13 protein-coding genes and 2 pseudogenes are annotated in these 16,577 nt (G+C 37.4%); 12 read left to right on the plus strand and 3 right to left on the minus strand.

What is annotated here, in order from left to right:
• The first annotated feature begins 90 nt into the window (after positions 1-90).
• From ICC18_RS32870 to ICC18_RS32880, 3 genes are all read left to right on the plus strand, one after another.
• Positions 91-1,776, plus strand: coding sequence for an ATP-dependent nuclease (locus ICC18_RS32870; protein WP_188178604.1), 1,686 nt, complete (start codon positions 91-93; stop codon positions 1,774-1,776).
• Positions 1,766-3,793: a UvrD-helicase domain-containing protein gene (locus ICC18_RS32875; RefSeq protein ID WP_188178605.1), complete on the plus strand. Its 2,028-nt coding sequence runs from the start codon at positions 1,766-1,768 to the stop codon at positions 3,791-3,793. Before ICC18_RS32870 ends, ICC18_RS32875 begins: the two co-directional genes overlap by 11 nt.
• Positions 3,794-4,098: 305 nt before the next feature.
• Positions 4,099-4,323: a hypothetical protein gene (locus ICC18_RS32880; RefSeq protein WP_188178606.1), complete on the plus strand. Its 225-nt coding sequence runs from the start codon at positions 4,099-4,101 to the stop codon at positions 4,321-4,323.
• 170 nt (positions 4,324-4,493) lie between these two features.
• On the opposite strand, the pseudogene ICC18_RS34200 reads toward ICC18_RS32880, so the two are convergent.
• A pseudogene (locus ICC18_RS34200) lies at positions 4,494-4,610 on the minus strand (ATP-binding protein); the annotation flags it as partial.
• Between the two features lie 142 nt (positions 4,611-4,752).
• On the opposite strand from ICC18_RS34200, the gene ICC18_RS32885 reads away from it, so the two are divergent.
• From ICC18_RS32885 to xerS (ICC18_RS32910), 6 genes are all read left to right on the plus strand, one after another.
• Positions 4,753-5,910: an S-layer homology domain-containing protein gene (locus ICC18_RS32885; RefSeq protein WP_188178607.1), complete on the plus strand. Its 1,158-nt coding sequence runs from the start codon at positions 4,753-4,755 to the stop codon at positions 5,908-5,910.
• A 366-nt stretch (positions 5,911-6,276) separates the two neighbouring features.
• A complete protein-coding gene (locus ICC18_RS32890) occupies positions 6,277-6,606 on the plus strand; it encodes a hypothetical protein (protein ID WP_188178608.1) in 330 nt (109 codons plus the stop codon).
• A gap of 728 nt (positions 6,607-7,334) precedes the next feature.
• Positions 7,335-8,876, plus strand: coding sequence for an S-layer homology domain-containing protein (locus tag ICC18_RS32895; RefSeq protein ID WP_188178609.1), 1,542 nt, complete (start codon positions 7,335-7,337; stop codon positions 8,874-8,876).
• 641 nt (positions 8,877-9,517) lie between these two features.
• Positions 9,518-9,856, plus strand: a complete 339-nt coding sequence (locus ICC18_RS32900) for a hypothetical protein (RefSeq protein WP_188178610.1) — start codon at positions 9,518-9,520, stop codon at positions 9,854-9,856.
• A gap of 26 nt (positions 9,857-9,882) precedes the next feature.
• Positions 9,883-10,029 carry a hypothetical protein gene (locus tag ICC18_RS32905; RefSeq protein WP_188178611.1) on the plus strand — a complete coding sequence of 49 codons (147 nt, stop codon included), beginning with the start codon at positions 9,883-9,885 and terminating at the stop codon, positions 10,027-10,029.
• 86 nt (positions 10,030-10,115) lie between these two features.
• Positions 10,116-11,189, plus strand: coding sequence for a tyrosine recombinase XerS (gene xerS / locus ICC18_RS32910; RefSeq protein ID WP_188178612.1), 1,074 nt, complete (start codon positions 10,116-10,118; stop codon positions 11,187-11,189).
• 579 nt (positions 11,190-11,768) lie between these two features.
• Here the strand turns inward: xerS (ICC18_RS32910) and xerS (ICC18_RS32915) are convergent.
• Positions 11,769-12,821, minus strand: a complete 1,053-nt coding sequence (xerS, locus tag ICC18_RS32915) for a tyrosine recombinase XerS (protein WP_188178613.1) — start codon at positions 12,819-12,821, stop codon at positions 11,769-11,771.
• 101 nt (positions 12,822-12,922) lie between these two features.
• Between xerS (ICC18_RS32915) and tnpB the strand changes: the two genes are divergently transcribed.
• Together tnpB and tnpC are read left to right on the plus strand one after the other, a co-directional pair.
• Positions 12,923-13,276, plus strand: a complete 354-nt coding sequence (gene tnpB / locus ICC18_RS32920) for an IS66 family insertion sequence element accessory protein TnpB (protein WP_188178614.1) — start codon at positions 12,923-12,925, stop codon at positions 13,274-13,276.
• Between the two features lie 67 nt (positions 13,277-13,343).
• Positions 13,344-14,921, plus strand: a pseudogene (tnpC, locus tag ICC18_RS32925) (IS66 family transposase).
• Here tnpC and ICC18_RS32930 read toward each other — a convergent pair.
• A complete protein-coding gene (locus ICC18_RS32930) occupies positions 14,918-15,079 on the minus strand; it encodes a hypothetical protein (RefSeq protein WP_188178615.1) in 162 nt (53 codons plus the stop codon). The pseudogene tnpC and the gene ICC18_RS32930 sit on opposite strands and share 4 nt — an antisense overlap.
• A gap of 525 nt (positions 15,080-15,604) precedes the next feature.
• Here ICC18_RS32930 and ICC18_RS32935 point away from each other — a divergent pair.
• The gene (locus tag ICC18_RS32935; protein ID WP_171688075.1) at positions 15,605-16,036 is read left to right on the plus strand and encodes a DUF6326 family protein; all 432 of its coding nucleotides are present in this window, start codon (positions 15,605-15,607) and stop codon (positions 16,034-16,036) included.
• Positions 16,037-16,577 lie beyond the last annotated feature (541 nt).

The following is a 16,577-nucleotide window of genomic DNA, read 5'->3' on the forward strand; positions in this document are numbered from 1 at the left end:
AATCTGCATCACTTATCCAAAGCAATAAAGAAAAACATCTAATCCATACATGTGAATCATTTCACACCTTAAAGTTTAATAATATCTGTCTTGACATCTTGTAGCACCATAGATATTAAGGGTGGTTTAGATGGGGCTGATTCTGCTATTGATGGGGAAGCGAGAGATTTACTAAGAGCAACATATTTAAAACCTTTAAGAGACGTAGAGCATGAGTTGTCCCCGGGATACAGATCAAGGCTTGCACAAATTTTAAGGAGCCATGACGTATTTCGAAAAGTAAAAGATGAGAATGGGATTATGATAGATCATTTGCTCGAAGTCATTATGCAAGACGCAAATGCTAAAGTAGAAAGTTATTTTTCTCCTCCACCAGAAGACAGAACTGAAATTGAAAATAGCGGATTTATTATTTCTAATAAATTAACTTCTTATCTAAATGAATTCTTTCATATTTCTGAAAAACGCAACCCGAATTTTAAAATATCCTCAGTAGAACTTCTAGAGGTCCTAAAGAAGTTAAGTTTGAGCATAGATGAGAATACTTCAGGGTTAGGGTCATTAAATTTACTTTTCATTGCAATGGAACTTCTACTATTGCATGATGAGTCTCATAATGGTGTAAGGCTAGCGTTAATAGAAGAAATAGAAGCACATTTACATCCACAAGCTCAATTAAGATTAGTGAAGTACTTACAACGACAAAGCCAGAAAGGTCAGTTTATTTTAACAACTCACAGTATAAGTTTGGCAGCATCAAGTAAACTTGAACATGTAATATTGTGCAAAAATGATCAAACTTACCCAATGAGTATTGATTATACGATGTTAGCAAAAGATGATTATGATTTTTTAGAAAGATTTTTAGATGCGACTAAAGCGAATCTTTTCTTTGCTAAAGGTGTTCTTTTAGTCGAAGGTGATGCTGAAAATATCCTTCTTCCTGCCATTGCAGAAATTATTGATAGACCGCTACACAAATATGGTGTATCAATTGTTAATGTTGGAAGTACTGCATTTATGAGGTATTGTAAGATCTTCCTTAGAAAAAATGGTGAGCATCTTAATATTCCTGTTGCTCTTGTTACGGATCTCGATGTAAGACCTATTCAATATTACATTGAGAATCAATTAGAAAAGATAGTATACACGGTTCAAGACAAGAACTTAGATGAACTTAATAAACTAAATGTTGCTATTGAGTTTAATAAAATTAAAGACCAGATTTACACGAGCAAATCAGCTTTAAATCGAGCTATCGATAGCATTAAAAAGGGGAAGTTATCGAAAGAAAATAGGCAAGCTATTCTGAGGATATGTCAAGTAGAGATAGATGAAAAGAGCATTAATTATATACGAAGCAAACGTAAGAAGCACTTATGTGATACATATCAAAGTGGAATGACAAAACTGTTCGTATCTAATAATTGGACTCTTGAATATGAAATTGCATTAAGCGCTCTTAAGTCTGAATTGTATCAGTCTATACTTATTTGTGATACGCAAATAGGATTAGAGGAAGCAAAAGAAATTACTAATGAGTTCATTGAAGATGCCAGCCTTGCTCCTGATCAATTAGCATATCAAATTTACGATCCACTTTTGAAAGGAGAAATATCAAAAGCTGCAGTAGCTCAACAACTAGCAAAAATATTAATTGATAATCCTTTAAATTTATCAAAATTAGTCAAGTCTGATTCCAATTTAGCCTACTTAATAAAGGCAATATATCATGTTACCGAAAATGAAGGAGAATTGGAACATAATGAACATTGAGATTTCGGATAGGCAAATTGATCAAATTGAGCAACTCATACTTGGTGATGGTGTTTTATATGACAAAAAGAGAAGAGAAATAATAAAATTACTTACTTCAGCTGATATTAAAGCAAGTCCAGGAAGTGGTAAAACCACTTTACTACTTACAAAACTCTTAATAATAATTTCACAGCTTGATAAGCTAGATGTTGGAGGAATATGTGTACTGACTCATACTAATGTTGGTATTGATGAAATAAAAAATCGTCTTGGAGATAAGGGGAATAAACTATTTTCATATCCTAATTATGTTGGAACAATACAAGGATTTGTAAATAAATTTCTTGCGGCTCCAATTTACATAAAACAAATCGGTAAAAGACCTGCGGTTATAGATTCTTCGGTGTATGATTCCAGAATAGCTGAAGGATACTCTTCATTTTTTGCTAAGGGTATTGTTAAGGAAGATCAAAATAGAGCAAAGTCACTGTTACGATCGAATCCCGTATTTCTGAAAGATATAAGATTCAATAGAGTCGATGGAAAAACAAAAATCACTAATGGCATCGGACTAGATGCTCTAACTTTTAGAAAACCGAGATTTAGTAAAACGAAAATTGATTTTACAACTGAAGAGAAAAGGGAAATTGAAAAATGGTTATTTGAATATAAAATGTCAATTTTAAGACAAGGAATACTACACTATGATGATGCTTACTTTTTGGCTACATTTTATATAGAAAAACATGAAAATAAGATCAAGGAAATAATATCAAAGCGTTTTAAATATGTATTTATTGATGAAATGCAAGATACTTACCAGCATCAAATTGACATATTAGATAAGGTGTTTTCAAGTGATGTGATTATTCAAAGATTTGGTGACTCAAACCAAGCTATCTATGGATCTCATAACGATAAAGATATTTTGGGTTGGATTCCACAACCTTCAGAAGATTTGCACCTTTCAGAGAGCAAAAGGTTTGGTGAAAGCATTTCTAAGATTTTAGAAACAGTGTGTCCAGAACATAATATCCATCTTAAAGGGGAGTCAAATGTAGAGTCATTTCCTCCACATCTGTTTTTATTTAGTAATAAATCAAGATCTAACGTATTATTTAGCTTTGCAGAAATAGTAGATAATTTTACAAGCCAATGTGAGACATTTGCAAAAAGCACAGCACCAATAAAAGCAGTTGGGTGGATAGGAAAAGAAAAAGACGATTTAGAAAAGAAATTATCTATATCTTCTTATTTTAATAATTTTGACAAATCGCTTAGAATTGATCGGAGAAAATATTCCAATTTAATTTCATATTTAGGAAAAGAAATCAAAAAAGATATTGGGACTAAAATTTATGTAAATAAAATCTTCGAGGCGTTTGTAGAATTCTTGTCTCTAATGGGTATTAAGCGAGACGATAAACATTTTTATAATATCGTAACTCTTAAGGACTTCTTTCATGAAAAAAATAATAGTACATGGATTAATTTAAATGTAAAAGTGAGTGACTGGGTATCAAAGATCAATAATTGTACAAGTGAATATAATTCAGAAGTTCATTTAGATATTAAAAAGTGGTTTATACAAATGCTTAAGGAGATATGGGATAAAGAGATACCTAGTGAAGGTCCAATCATTGAATTCCTAGATAGTACCGAACCAGAAATAACAAAAGAGGCAGTAAAGGCTGCCAATCAATTCATTTATCCAAACAATGAATCTTTAATAATTGATGTTAATACAATTCATTCTGTAAAGGGAGAAACGCATAAAGCCACTTTACTTCTGGATACTTATTTTAATCGAAAATATCATCTGACTGAGATAAAAGAATTTATTAAGGGGGATTATCTAGATGAAAAAGCAAGGAACCCTTTAACAAATTATTTGCTTAGACTTGCTTTTGTTGCGTTGAGCAGACCTACTCATTTGGTAGGAATTGCATATCATGAGGAACATCTTTCAGAAGAGGATATTACTAAATTTACTAGTTCAGGTTGGACGTTGATAAGGGTCCCTGAAACAATATAATTACATCTTCCCGGATTTAATGGATGGGAGAACTTAAAGTACTTGTTTCAAAGTTTGTTTCACTTGCCTCCTTTCAGAATATAATGAATGTATCATTGAGAACTATAATCGTTAAACTAATGGATAACTATAACTTCATGACAACAGGCTGCCGTCATTGATTGGCAGCCTATTGAAGTAACGGTTAGTTAAATATAGATGCTAATTATTAGAGAAATTTAAGTGAGACTGATTTATCTTATAGAAACATTAATTACACCGAACAGTAGAATTGTTAAAAAATAAACGAGGCAGGAGATATTATATTGTCAATAACGGTGATTGGAGGAAATAATATGTTTAAAATATTTATACCTGATGACGAATTAATAATTGTAAGAGCAAAAGAAGATTTTAGAACGAATGGATATAATGTTAATAAAGGGGAACTTTTCAATGCCTCTGAAAAAGAAGGGGTAATTGTAAATGGTAGTTTCGCGTGTCAAATTGGCAGTCCTAATTTCGAGGCTTGGTTTGAAATAATCGCCTAAAATAACTATTAAACTGAATACTGAAAGCAGCCTTGTGATTTCTGAATATTCCGATGAAATAGAGCCATCATTCCGGTGATTAGTGAGCCAGTCCTCCGGCAAAAAATGAGTCACCCTTCCGGAGGAAGGAGCCACCAGTATGCGGCAGCCCCCGTATAAAGTATGAATGGTTAGTTTATAAGTCCTTTGCGTTTACGCATAGAGTCCATGCCTTCGATCGTAATCGTGTAGGATGAATGCACTATTCGGTCGAGGATAGCATCTGCTAATGTACTTTCACCGATTCTGAGCAATTTCATCGTTACAGTTGTTTAAAACGATGATAATCTCATCGCCTACTAAAATTCCAGATATTGAAGACGAATGATAGATGTTATATCATAGAATAGTTACTTTAAACTATTTCGTAAATAAAGGAGAATCATGGTAGTGTATAACAAATATAGTAAATTTATAAATAAGATTTGCATTCGTTCAGTTACTGCACTTACAGCCGCCACAATTGTTTTTAATGCTCCTACGGCTTTTGCTTCTGATAATCTTCGAATAAGTGATTTTAATGATATGGATAAGCCTAATGCGTGGTATTATCAAACGATGGACTGGGGCATTCAGAGTGGTATTATTACAGGATACAATGAAGGCGGAGTACATAAATTAAAGCCTGAACAGGTCGTAAACGAAGCAGAGTTTTTAACTATGCTCATTCGTTTCTTCCCAAATTCAAAAGATGAGTTTAGCAAGTTAGAACAAAAAAATGCTGCTTCTCACTGGGCTGACCATTCTTATGATACTGCGAAACTTTTTAATATACCTATTACAGGAGCCGCTGACAACAAACTCCTAGAGCAACCGGTTAATCGTGGTCAAGTAGCCATGATGATTGCTGGTGCGTTTGGAAAAAACTATGACGTTGGTGGTGCAATTACATTTTTGTTTGATTCAGGATTATCAGAAGGACGTTCCAGCAAAACAATTGAGGGGTATGAACAGAATGGCATTTTGACTCGTGCTGAAGCTGTTGCCTTCCTGAAAAACATCAAGTCGAAGGTTCCGAACGCCCTAATGCAAACTTGCCCTACTATACGAGAAGTAAACCCGAATGTAAATAGCTATACAAAGCCCGCTCCGACACCTACGCCTGCACCGTCACAACCAGTTCAAGGCGATGCTGAGAGAATTCCGATAGCTAAACTAGATGGAGTCAAAACTAGTTCCAACATCACTATAACTAATGATAAGGCAATCACTGTACAACATGGTGAGGATTTAGGGATAAGTTTCATCATTGATGAGGTAAGTACTAATAAGGATGAACCTAGTGAAATAGTTTTTGATCTGGATAAAAAGTATATCCGCTTAGAATTGGTTATAACCGTCCTTGACGCTGACACTGAGATGACTGTTGTTGCAAGAGACAATAAATGGGTGCATTTTGGTGAGCATTTTGAAAAAGGAATGTCAAGAATAGGATATCGTGCAGATATTGTTGATGATTTACGTCTTCAGTTCTACTCAGAAGCTGAACCAGGTAAGGAAGGAAAGCCAGACAAGATTCTAGTCTCAGGCACTGTTAAACCTATTTAACTTTGAAACAAAACTACTGATACCTTTTTATTACGAGTATCAGTAGTTTTGTATGGCGTAAAATGATAAGGTTAACAAATTAGTAAAGGAAATATATTTTTATATTGACGTTCTAAAAAAATATGGTGTTGAATTAAGTCTCACCAAAAGTGAGAATCCTGGGAAAATAATTTACGAAGACGATTTTCAAGTTGGAGTGATAAAGGAATAACAAAGTGTTGTGTTATTCAACTAACTGGAGACGATAGTTCAATAACTATTTTATGGCAGCTGACCTCGCGATCGGCTGCCGTTTTCATTGAAGTAAGGCAGAATAGTTCCATTACGTGCTAAGATTTATGTGACTAAATTTTGGAGTTGGATTTTATGACTATCAGCAAAAAAAGGTCAAGGAAGATTGTTGTTGGGCAAGAGTCGTACAGATGGGTAATCACTCCGTCAGCAAGGGGGATTCTTACTCTGACCGTTCAGCATGATGAATTGAAAGGGCAACTGCTCCAGGTAGAAATTGAATCAGACATTAATGAGTTGTGGGTGGAGTTTCCGAATGTTGAATCGCTTAATAACAAAATCGTGATGCCTGCAGAAATAGCTTTAATTATTACTGAGGCAATAAGCCGAGGTTGGAAACCAAGGGAGAAAGGCGCGTTAATAAGGTTCAGACTTTCTGAAAACAAGCTCGCATCGTTGAACTAACGGAGAACGTTAGTTCAATGAAACAGCTACAGTCTGGGACTTTATTTACTCATCCTTGGCTGTAGCTGTTTCAATATTTTGGGACAGTCTAAAACTTATTTTTTGGAGTCTGACGGTATGACAATTCGAAAAGCTGCGTGGAACAAAGACATCCAGTTTAATACTTTATTTTCCGCTGATACTAAAATAGGGCGTAAAGAATGAGACAATCCAACAAGTTCATACCTTAATAAAAAGGATTAAGGTGATGGTACATTTGAAGATAAACAACAAACAAATAATCATTTTTTACACTATAAAAGGATCCACAATAAAAAGAGTTATTCTTTTCGATATCATTCTTGGAACAGTGATTTATTATGTTGTTGAAATGATTTCTTCGAGTGCGATAATCGCAACTATAGGCTCACTTATCGGAACTGAGGGAGTTAAAAAACTTCGAAGGCCAATTAATGGAAGGATAATAACAGTCTCTTAAAGTTACTTTAGCAAGTCTAACGGAGAACAAGAGCGAAGCGATGGTGCCGATCCATCGCTTTTCGGCATTTATCAGTCAACCGCTCAACTTTCGGGCAGGATAATGTCAAAGTTAAATTAGTTCGATATAGACTGTATCAAAGGCTCAAAACGGATATTTCATCTAATATTATGTTATAATCTCACATGGACAGGTGGAAGATCCAAGATTAACAATACAAGATACATAGTTTTAGTAAGCGGAGGTCAAAATGAAGAAGCTTTCGAAAGTATTACTGGCAGCATCCATGATATATGGTAGTTTTAGCGCAACGGCTGCAGCTGACGTTGCTGGCGCCCCTAACTTCAATGATATTAGTGGCCATTGGGCCGAAGATGTTATCACTAGAGCCCATGATCTAAAGCTGATAGTTGGATACGAAGAGGGGACTTTCAAACCTAATGGTGAGATCACCAGAGCTGAATTTGCCGCAATGCTCAGCAGAGCAACGGATCTACCTGTAAAAACAGGTGGTAATCCGTTTTACGACATGACAGGACATTGGGCGGAAGCGGCAGTAACCCAGTTGGTAGATCAGGGTTTCATAAATCCTAGTGACTATTCTACTGGATTTAATCCATATGCCCAATTGACTCGTTATGAAATGATGAATTGGATTTCGAATGGACTTATGAAGTCCAATGAAACCTTCATACAAGCATTTGAGGACACTAAAAACACGCTATTGCCGACCCCGGAAGCAATTCGTAGTGAGATCAGTTCTGATAAGGTGCCATATATTGCACTTGCCCGTGGTACTGGCATTATTGGTGGTTTTGAAGATGGATCTGTAAAACCACAAAACACTACGACTAGAGCTGAGGTTGCCGCTATCCTACTTCGATATAAGGACGTGGAAGGAAAGACTGCGGATTCCTACTCAGATCTGAATGAGCTGAGGGAAGTTGGACTGACAGGTGCGAACGCAACTAGCATCTCCCCATATCGATATCAGCAGATAAGTGAAAAAGATGAGAGTGGACGGATCAAAAAAGAATATCTTAGTTTTATCGGGATTTACTTAAACGACCATACTGACTATAAAGCGATGGAGACGTTTCTTCAAAATCCGGATGTTGTCATCCGATACCATGATGGTAAGGATCCAGGTACAGAAAGATTTGAGAAATTCAGCACGCTAAATATGAGCCTTCGGGACGTTGCATTTAAAGCCATGAACGCTGGCGAAATCGTGTACATGGGATTACAAAACCCTAAAAATATCAGCGACGAAGAGATGAATCGTTATATGGCCGACTCTAACGTTCACCTTAAGGTCGATAAATCGATTATTCCCTACACAAACTTCTCAAATGTAAAGGATCAGCCGATCCAAATGGGTGATGTGGCTGAACTCCAAGTTCACCGATTGCTCTTAATTCCCACAGGTGAAATAGCAAGACAGGGTGCCGTCAGCGTCTACACTTCCTTGTTCAAGGCAGACGAACTGATAGAAGGGAACAATGATTACATGGTACTGTACGAGTCCACCTTACACATAAAGAAGGATACTAACCTACTCGCACTACTTAATGCTCAAGGAAAAGCACTAGGCAACCCACTATTTGGTCGCCTACAACGCTTTAATAAAGAGATGAATAGTAAAAGCGAACTCCCTGTTATTCCGCAGATTCCTGGGGATTTTTTCAAACAAGGTGCAGTTAATCGATTCTGGTCGTACGAACCCTCTCCGTATGACTCCATCTGGGTGGCAACGGATTCTGGAGCCTATTTTAAATTGAGCAGACCGTGATATGCCAACTTGGCGATGTTCATTTCTACTAATAGATATAACTATTAACTTGGCATCGTTCCGCTAACGGTAAACTATAGTTGAATAACAAAGGTCAGTTTGCTTCAGCAAACTGACCTTTGTTATTTACGTTAATTCTTCTTAGTGATAACTATATTCTATGATTATGAGTATGTTATTGGAATTATCTTTTACTAAGAAATTGACAATTTGCCTTAACGTACCTTACTCCAATGGTGCTTAATACTAATTCGTCATCATGAGATTGAATTATTACATTCTCGCCTATCAGTTCACCTTGTAAAAAGATCGAGATTGGCTGTTGAAATACACGCATCCGTTCAAAGTCTGAAGGTTCTATCAGTTGACGTTGTTTTGGCATGTTTATCTCCCTTAATTAAATAATTACATGTTACATTATTACATAAATATGAAATTATTTACAGTGCTACTCAAGAAGTTATGAAATAATTTTAGCGGTCCGTTCTACTATTTTGCTAAGTTTTTGTTATTAAGCTCCCGGGTACACAAATTCAATAAGCATGTTAGCTTAATTATTTTGAAAAAGATAATTTAGACAGATTAAATCCTCCCGATTCTAGTAAAGCTAGAATTATTAGATATATTGGGAGGGTTTTGCTATGAAATTAGAAGAGTTATGGATGCTGTATGAAGCTGATAAACGAATAATGGGATTCAGTCCTCACACATTAAAATTCTTTGTAGTTAGAGTTTCGGCAGATAAGCCAATTGCTATATTTAAATACAAATCGAATATGCAAATTACAAAGAACGTAGAAAATTGTAAATCTAAATTGCGTATTAATAATAAAATTGAGAAATCACATGAACCAATGACATACTCAATGCGATATTTTGATTCTGAAAAAGGTTATCCTGACAATTATAAAGAAGAACAACGCTATATTGATAAATATGTTAGAAATATAAATGCACCAATAAAATATTCGGAGTTGTAAAAAGCCTCAAAAACGGGAGGCTTTTTTTGCTGCGCGACAAAATCGGCTCTGCGACTCGGGAATGGGATCAAGTTCTTGTCATTTATGACATCAAGTTCTTGTCAACCGACAACAGTATAGATCCTGAGGTGAGAGAACTAATAATACCGCCGAGATTATTACGTAAAATATAATTTTGACGAAATAATCTCTCTTGGTATATAATTACAGTAACATTATTTTACCAAGCTCGTGGCTGTGAAAAATAAGGGGAATTAATATGGATAATGAAAGTAAGCACAAGCTTAATCAGCGAACTAATGATAAACTACAACTCCTACCATGGTTTATTAATGAATACGTCAATAAAAAGCGAAGAACACTATCAACGGCAACATTATTAAATTATTGTCATGATTATATCATCTTCCTTGAATGGCTTATCAAGGAGATGCAATTTACAGGGAATATCTCTAAAGTTCCATTAGCTTTGCTTGAAACATTGACTACACAACAAGTAGAGGATTTTTTAAACCATCTGGAACTTGATCTGAATAATTCAAAATTAACAGTCAATCGCAAGTTATCTTCACTTAAATCCTTATTCAATTATTTACAAAATCAAGCAGAAACAAAAGATTTGAAACCATATTTAGAGCGTAACGTAATGGCCAAAATCGAGTTTAATTCTATAAAAGAAGATCAAGAAACAATAGCAAATCGTATTGGTGGAAAGATATTACGTGGGGATGAATTTGAACAATTCAGGCAATTCATTGCTTATGATTATGGAGAACTTAACAAAAAGAATAAAAAATTGTATAATTTTCATCAAATAAACCGCGAGAGGGACACAGCTATAATCTCATTAATCCTTGGTTCAGGGTTACGACTATCAGAGATAGTTGGTTGTGATCAACAAGATTTAGACTTAAAAAAATGTTGCGTTCGTGTAATTCGAAAAGGGAATAAAGAGCAGTATGTTTATTTTAGCGAACAGGCTCTTCATGACCTTGAAGAATATTTAAAAGTTAGAGAAAAGCGTTATCAGATAGATAAAACCATGAAAGCATTATTCGTAGCTGCTTCTATGGGACCAATCGGAAAATCCAGGAGATTAACCCCACGTTCAGTTGAAAAAATGGTAGAGAAATATGCTGTTGCACACGGTAGACCTTCATTAACAGTTCATACACTTCGTCATTCATTTGCAACAAGATATCACCAAGAGAATAATGATGTGCCTAAACTAAGAAATCAACTCGGGCATTCTGCAATTCAAACAACCATGATATATACACATCTTACAAACGATGAATTGAAGCAAGCCGTAGATAAGATGGATGGACTATAAATGACATTAAAATAGTCCCTAGCAAAGAAGTTGCGACATTAAAGTGGTACCATTCTCGGAAAATGACATTAAAATAGTCCCATACAGTAAACTACTGTCCTAAAGGAAACGAAGTGACATTAAAATGGTACTTTTCTATATAACTCCTGATATATATGGGAGTACTTTAATGTCACCGCGATTAAATATTAGGGAATGGAACCATTTTAATGTCAATAAGGGGACTACTTTAATGTCGCTGGACAATAAACTCGGTGGCCGACAGAAATGCATCAAGGTTTAAGTACATATGTATAAAATACGGGTTTTGTGAATATGTAATCTACCCTGCGCGAACCGGACCCCCGGATCTGTCGGACGACAAGAACTTTGTCCAGTGACACAAAGCTCACCTCTTTATTGACACAAAGATTGCCCCCTTTAGTAATATTGACACGAACTTTATCTTTCAATAGACGATTATACGACTAAAAAATGAATACGTGCCTTTGTGTCATTTTCCTTCAAAGGGATAAACTTTACGTCAAAGTCTCCTGAAGGCCTAATCTTTGTGTCAATTAGTATGTTTTTAGTATGTTATCATACTTTGTTTACAGCATCTTTTAATTCTGTATTTGTTAGATGCGTATATATCATCGTAGTCTGTGCTGAAGCATGCCCAAGTTGAATTCTAAGCTTTGGTACATCATTGTTCTCTTGGTGATATCTTGTGGCAAACGAATGTCTCAAAGTATGTACACTAAGTGCTGGTTTACCAAATTGTTTTGCGTATTTCTCAACCAATTTTTCAACACTTCTAGGAGTCAATCTTCTCGACTTGTTTGCTGGTCCTACTTGAGCAGCTATAAATAATGGCTTCTCATTTTTTAACTTATAACGATCGTCCCGGATAAGCAAGTACTCCTTGAGATCCAATAAAGCTTGTTCACTAAAATAGACATATTGTTCCTTATTTCCTTTACGCATAACCTTAATACAAGAGTTTTTAACATCAAGATCACCAATATCAGCACCAACAACTTCGGACAGTCGAAGTCCAGATCCCAGTATCAAAGATATGATGGCTGTATCACGTTCTTTGTTCACCAAGTGAAAAAAATATAGCTTTTTATTATTAATATTTAGTTTTCCGTAATCATCCGAAACGAATTGTCTGAAATTTTCAAATTCATCATCTCGTAATATTTTACCGTTTATTCTATCTGCAATAGTCATCTGATCTTCTTTAATGTCATTTAGATCTACTCTGGCCATAACATTTCGAATGATATAAGGCTTCAAATCATTGGTTTCTGCTACATTTTGAAGGTAATTAAAAAGTGATTTCAAAGATGACAGTTTCCTATTTACTGAGGATCGACTATTCTCTTGTTGTATCTCTAAAAAGGTAATAAAGTCTTCCATTTGTTGAGTCGTTAATGTTTCAAGAAACTCTAAAGAAATGTCTTTCTTGTTCCCAATCCAATAACCTTCGTTAACAAGCCAATTAAAAAAAAGTATGTAATCAAAGCAATAATTAAGTAATGTAGCAGGCGAAAGTTTTCTTTTTCGCTTTTCAACGAATTCCTGAACATACCAAGGGAGATCATCGACTTTTACATCGATATGTTTATTGTATCTACGTCCACCCATGAATCTTCACTTGTCGTTCGTATCGGTTCAGTCCAAATTGAGATCCGTCCTGGCTTTGACCCACGGTTGCTTAGAGAAGTTGTGCAATCACTGGAAAAGCCATGTTAACATTATCCAGTGTCCAGAATGTCTATCTTGCCACTGGATCAACAGATCTGCGAAAGTCTATCGACGGATTAGCCGCAATCGTACAGGAAGGCTTTGGACTCAATCCCTTTTCTTCATGCTTGTTTGTTTTCTGCAACCGCGAGTGCAACAAGCTCAAGATTTTACACTGGGAGCACAACGGTTTTTGGCTGTTTTACCGCAGACTTGAACGAGGCACGTTTCAGTGGCCGAACGAAAGCGTGGGCACCACAACAATTACCTCCCGCGAGCTTCGCTGGCTGTTGGATGGACTTTCGCTTAGTCAGCGTCAGGCACACCAAAAAGTTATAGCCGAAACGGTCATTTAACTTGAATGTTCGCTGTATCGCCATACCTTGCGGCAGGGATGAAGCGATATTTACCGAAGTATATGGTATGGAAAATCGAGCGGAAAACTTGGAAACAATCGAAAAACTGAATCAGCGAATTGCCAAGCAGGAACAGCAAATTGCTGAGCTTACTGCTATGCTCAAATGGTATGAGGAGCAAAACCGTCTTGCGAAACAAAAACGCTTTGGTGCATCGAGCGAGAAGACGAGTCCTGACCAATTGGAACTAAATCTGTTTAACGAAGCCGAGGTGCTTGCGTCGCTTGAAGGACAAGAGCCGCCGATGGAGCAAGTGACCTACGAGCGCCGGAAAACGAACGGTAAGCGTGAGGCGGATTTTGAACGTTTGCCAGTTGAAACGGTGACTTATGAACTTACTGAGGCGGATCAGGTCTGTTCGTGCTGTGGCGGTGCGCTCCATGAGATGAGCACCGAGACACGCAGCGAAATCGCTATTGTGCCGCCTCAAGTCAAAGTTATCCGCCACGTGAGGCAGGTTTATTCCTGCCGATCATGCGAGCGCAATGAAATTCAGACACCTATCGTCACAGCACCTATGCCAAAGCCTGTCTATCCGGGCAGCCTAGCTTCACCATCGATTCTGGCGCATGTGATGTGCCAGAAATATGTGGAAAGCATACCGCTTTATCGGCAAGAACAGCACTTTGCTCGCCTAGGCTTCACATTATCCCGGCAAACGATGGCGAATTGGATGATCTACGGAGCGGAGAAGTGGCTGACGCCAGTGGTTAGCGCCATGAAAGAAAACTTACTGAAGAAAGATATCTTACATGCAGATGAGACCACTTTACAGGTATTGCGTGAGCCAGGAAAATCGGCCGAATCCACATCATATCTGTGGTTATATCGTAGCGGACGCGGAGAAGACCCGGCTGTTGTGTTCGATTACCAGAGAACCCGAGGCGGTGAGCATCCGCGAAACTTTTTGGCCGGATTTAAGGGTTACCTTCATGTCGACGGTTACCCAGGTTATCACAAAGTGGTCGGTGTGACACTTGTCGCCTGCTGGGCACATGCACGGCGTAAATATGACGAGGCTTTAAAGGCGGCGCCGCCAGAGGCAAGGAACAATCCGGAAACGGTGGCGAAGCAAGGCCTGAAATACTGTAATCAACTCTTTGCCATTGAGCGGGATCTGAAGGAAGCAACGCCGGAAGAACGCTTTGCCGCACGGCAGGCACGAAGCCTTCCTGTGATCGAAGCGTACCATACGTGGCTGAAGCAACAGCGATCCCGAACGTTACCTAAGAGTTTGACAGGACAAGCGATCACCTACAGCTTAAATTAATGGGAGAAACTAACGGCATTCCTTGCGGACGGACGACTCGATCTCGACAACAACAGAAGCGAGCGGTCGATTAAACCTTTTGTAATTGGTCGGAAAAATTGGCTTTTTAGCAACACGCCGCGAGGCGCAAAGGCCAGCGCTAACATTTACAGCGTTGTCGAAACGGCCAAGGAAAATGGACTCAAGCCATTCGACTACTTGAAGTTTCTCTTTGAACAGCTACCTCAACTAACAGGTCAGCTCGATCCGAAGGCACTGGAGCCATTCATGCCATGGTCAGCTTCGCTGCCAACGCATTGCCGGCTAAATTCTTAAACAGTAGACATTTCTTCTCCCCCATCCCGAGGTGGGGGTTGTTTGATATTCATTTTTTTCTTGATAGCCAGTTTTTCGCATACCTTCATCCGTTCTTTTAGATATTCCTCTTTTGTTCTTCGAACGCTTTCTATTCTGTTGATTTCAGCTGTTACCATAATAATCATCTCCTAATTGGTTATTTGCCCGGAACGACAAAAAAACCCTGAGGGGAGCTTCACATAGACACAGAAAGGCCTATGATCAATATGCTCACCCTTAGGGTTGCTTACTTGCGTAAATTGTCAACTACGGACAGGAATTCTTGCTTTTTATTCTAACATAACTATTCTTAGATGGAAACCTTAAAAATTACAAGCCCAGCAAACTCCGATGTTATTGTTAGCTTTTCTTTCCTGCATATCGTCACGCAAAAAAACAGTCGTTAGAGTAATAAACTCTCAACGACTGTTCGGACTTACATTAAAAATCGTGATTTTCAATTTCAGAAATGAAGTCATCGAGGTGAGTGGAAAACCACCAATGGATGTGGATGGACTTGTTGATGAGCGGCAAAACCCATGAACCCTCAAAATGTTATATTTTAGAAAATTTTTAGAATTGCTTTCGAGGGTGTTTATACTTCTCCTTTAGACTAAGGTTGTAGGCAAGAGAAACCATATAACCTTAAAGGAGAGATTAATATGAATACACAAAATAAAGCACAAAATGCACTGGAAGACATCAAAGTCAGTTCGAAACTGAAGATTGCTACGCTGTGGGCGAGTTTTATGTTTCTCTATATTTATGTTGATTATTTCGCCTTATATATGCCGGGCAAAATAGAAGGTATTCTGGCAGGAAAAATATTTATATTTGACATTTCATATGTCTTTCTATTGATAGCACTGATTTCGGTAACAATTCCAGCTCTTATGATTTTCCTTTCTGTTGCCCTGCCGGCAAAAGTAAGTCGCTGGGCAAATATCATTATTGCCGCGGTGTATATTCCCTATACATTGTTTAATTTGACAGGAGAGGCTTGGGTGCACATGGTGTTTGGCGCTGTTGTAGAAGTCGCTCTTCTTTGTCTAATTATCTGGTATGCATGGAAATGGCCTTCTTCGTTACGGTAATTACGTTACTAATTATCTTTACTGCATGGAAGTGGCCTAGGCAGGATAGCTAGCAACGCGGGTTTCGGGCATTACTAAGAAGAATGATGATGACATAGTCGCAACTTTTGCATATCGGTATTCATGGCGTCGAGGGGTATGCTCACTTTTGTACGGAAAATCATACAAAATGGTTGATTAATTGCGATGACCGCCCACTTTTGTACGAAAATTCACACAAGTATCCGAAGTAAGATAAAATATGTTGCTGTTACATTTCTTGGGTCAGCGGTGGGACATCGTGTAACAGCCAGTATTGACTTGGTTGCTGACGCCGTCATATTCCCACCCGACTCCATCAAAATCAACATATACGATGTCCATTTGGTCAATCACTACCCATAATACCAAAAACGATTATAAGAAAACACATTGACAATCTTTTCCTCATTGTATGTCCAAGCAAAACTACAATTTCAGGCCATTCTGGATCAAGTTTTTCCCGAATATCATGGCGTGTTTGGTGACCTATATTCAAAAGTTTCCCTTCGATTTCTAGCCT

The sequence above is a fragment of the Paenibacillus sedimenti genome (assembly GCF_014534655.1).
Taxonomy (GTDB): domain Bacteria; phylum Bacillota; class Bacilli; order Paenibacillales; family NBRC-103111; genus Paenibacillus_E; species Paenibacillus_E sedimenti.

Coding starts and splice junctions, on each gene's coding strand:
- ICC18_RS32875 (WP_188178605.1), top strand. CDS start 1,766: ATGAACATTGAGATTTCGGATAGGCAAATTGATCAAATTGAGCAACTC.
- ICC18_RS32890 (WP_188178608.1), top strand. CDS start 6,277: ATGACTATCAGCAAAAAAAGGTCAAGGAAGATTGTTGTTGGGCAAGAG.
- ICC18_RS32895 (WP_188178609.1), top strand. CDS start 7,335: ATGAAGAAGCTTTCGAAAGTATTACTGGCAGCATCCATGATATATGGT.
- ICC18_RS32900 (WP_188178610.1), top strand. CDS start 9,518: ATGAAATTAGAAGAGTTATGGATGCTGTATGAAGCTGATAAACGAATA.
- xerS (WP_188178612.1), top strand. CDS start 10,116: ATGGATAATGAAAGTAAGCACAAGCTTAATCAGCGAACTAATGATAAA.
- xerS (WP_188178613.1), bottom strand. CDS start 12,821: ATGGGTGGACGTAGATACAATAAACATATCGATGTAAAAGTCGATGAT.
- tnpB (WP_188178614.1), top strand. CDS start 12,923: ATGTTAACATTATCCAGTGTCCAGAATGTCTATCTTGCCACTGGATCA.
- ICC18_RS32930 (WP_188178615.1), bottom strand. CDS start 15,079: ATGGTAACAGCTGAAATCAACAGAATAGAAAGCGTTCGAAGAACAAAA.
- ICC18_RS32935 (WP_171688075.1), top strand. CDS start 15,605: ATGAATACACAAAATAAAGCACAAAATGCACTGGAAGACATCAAAGTC.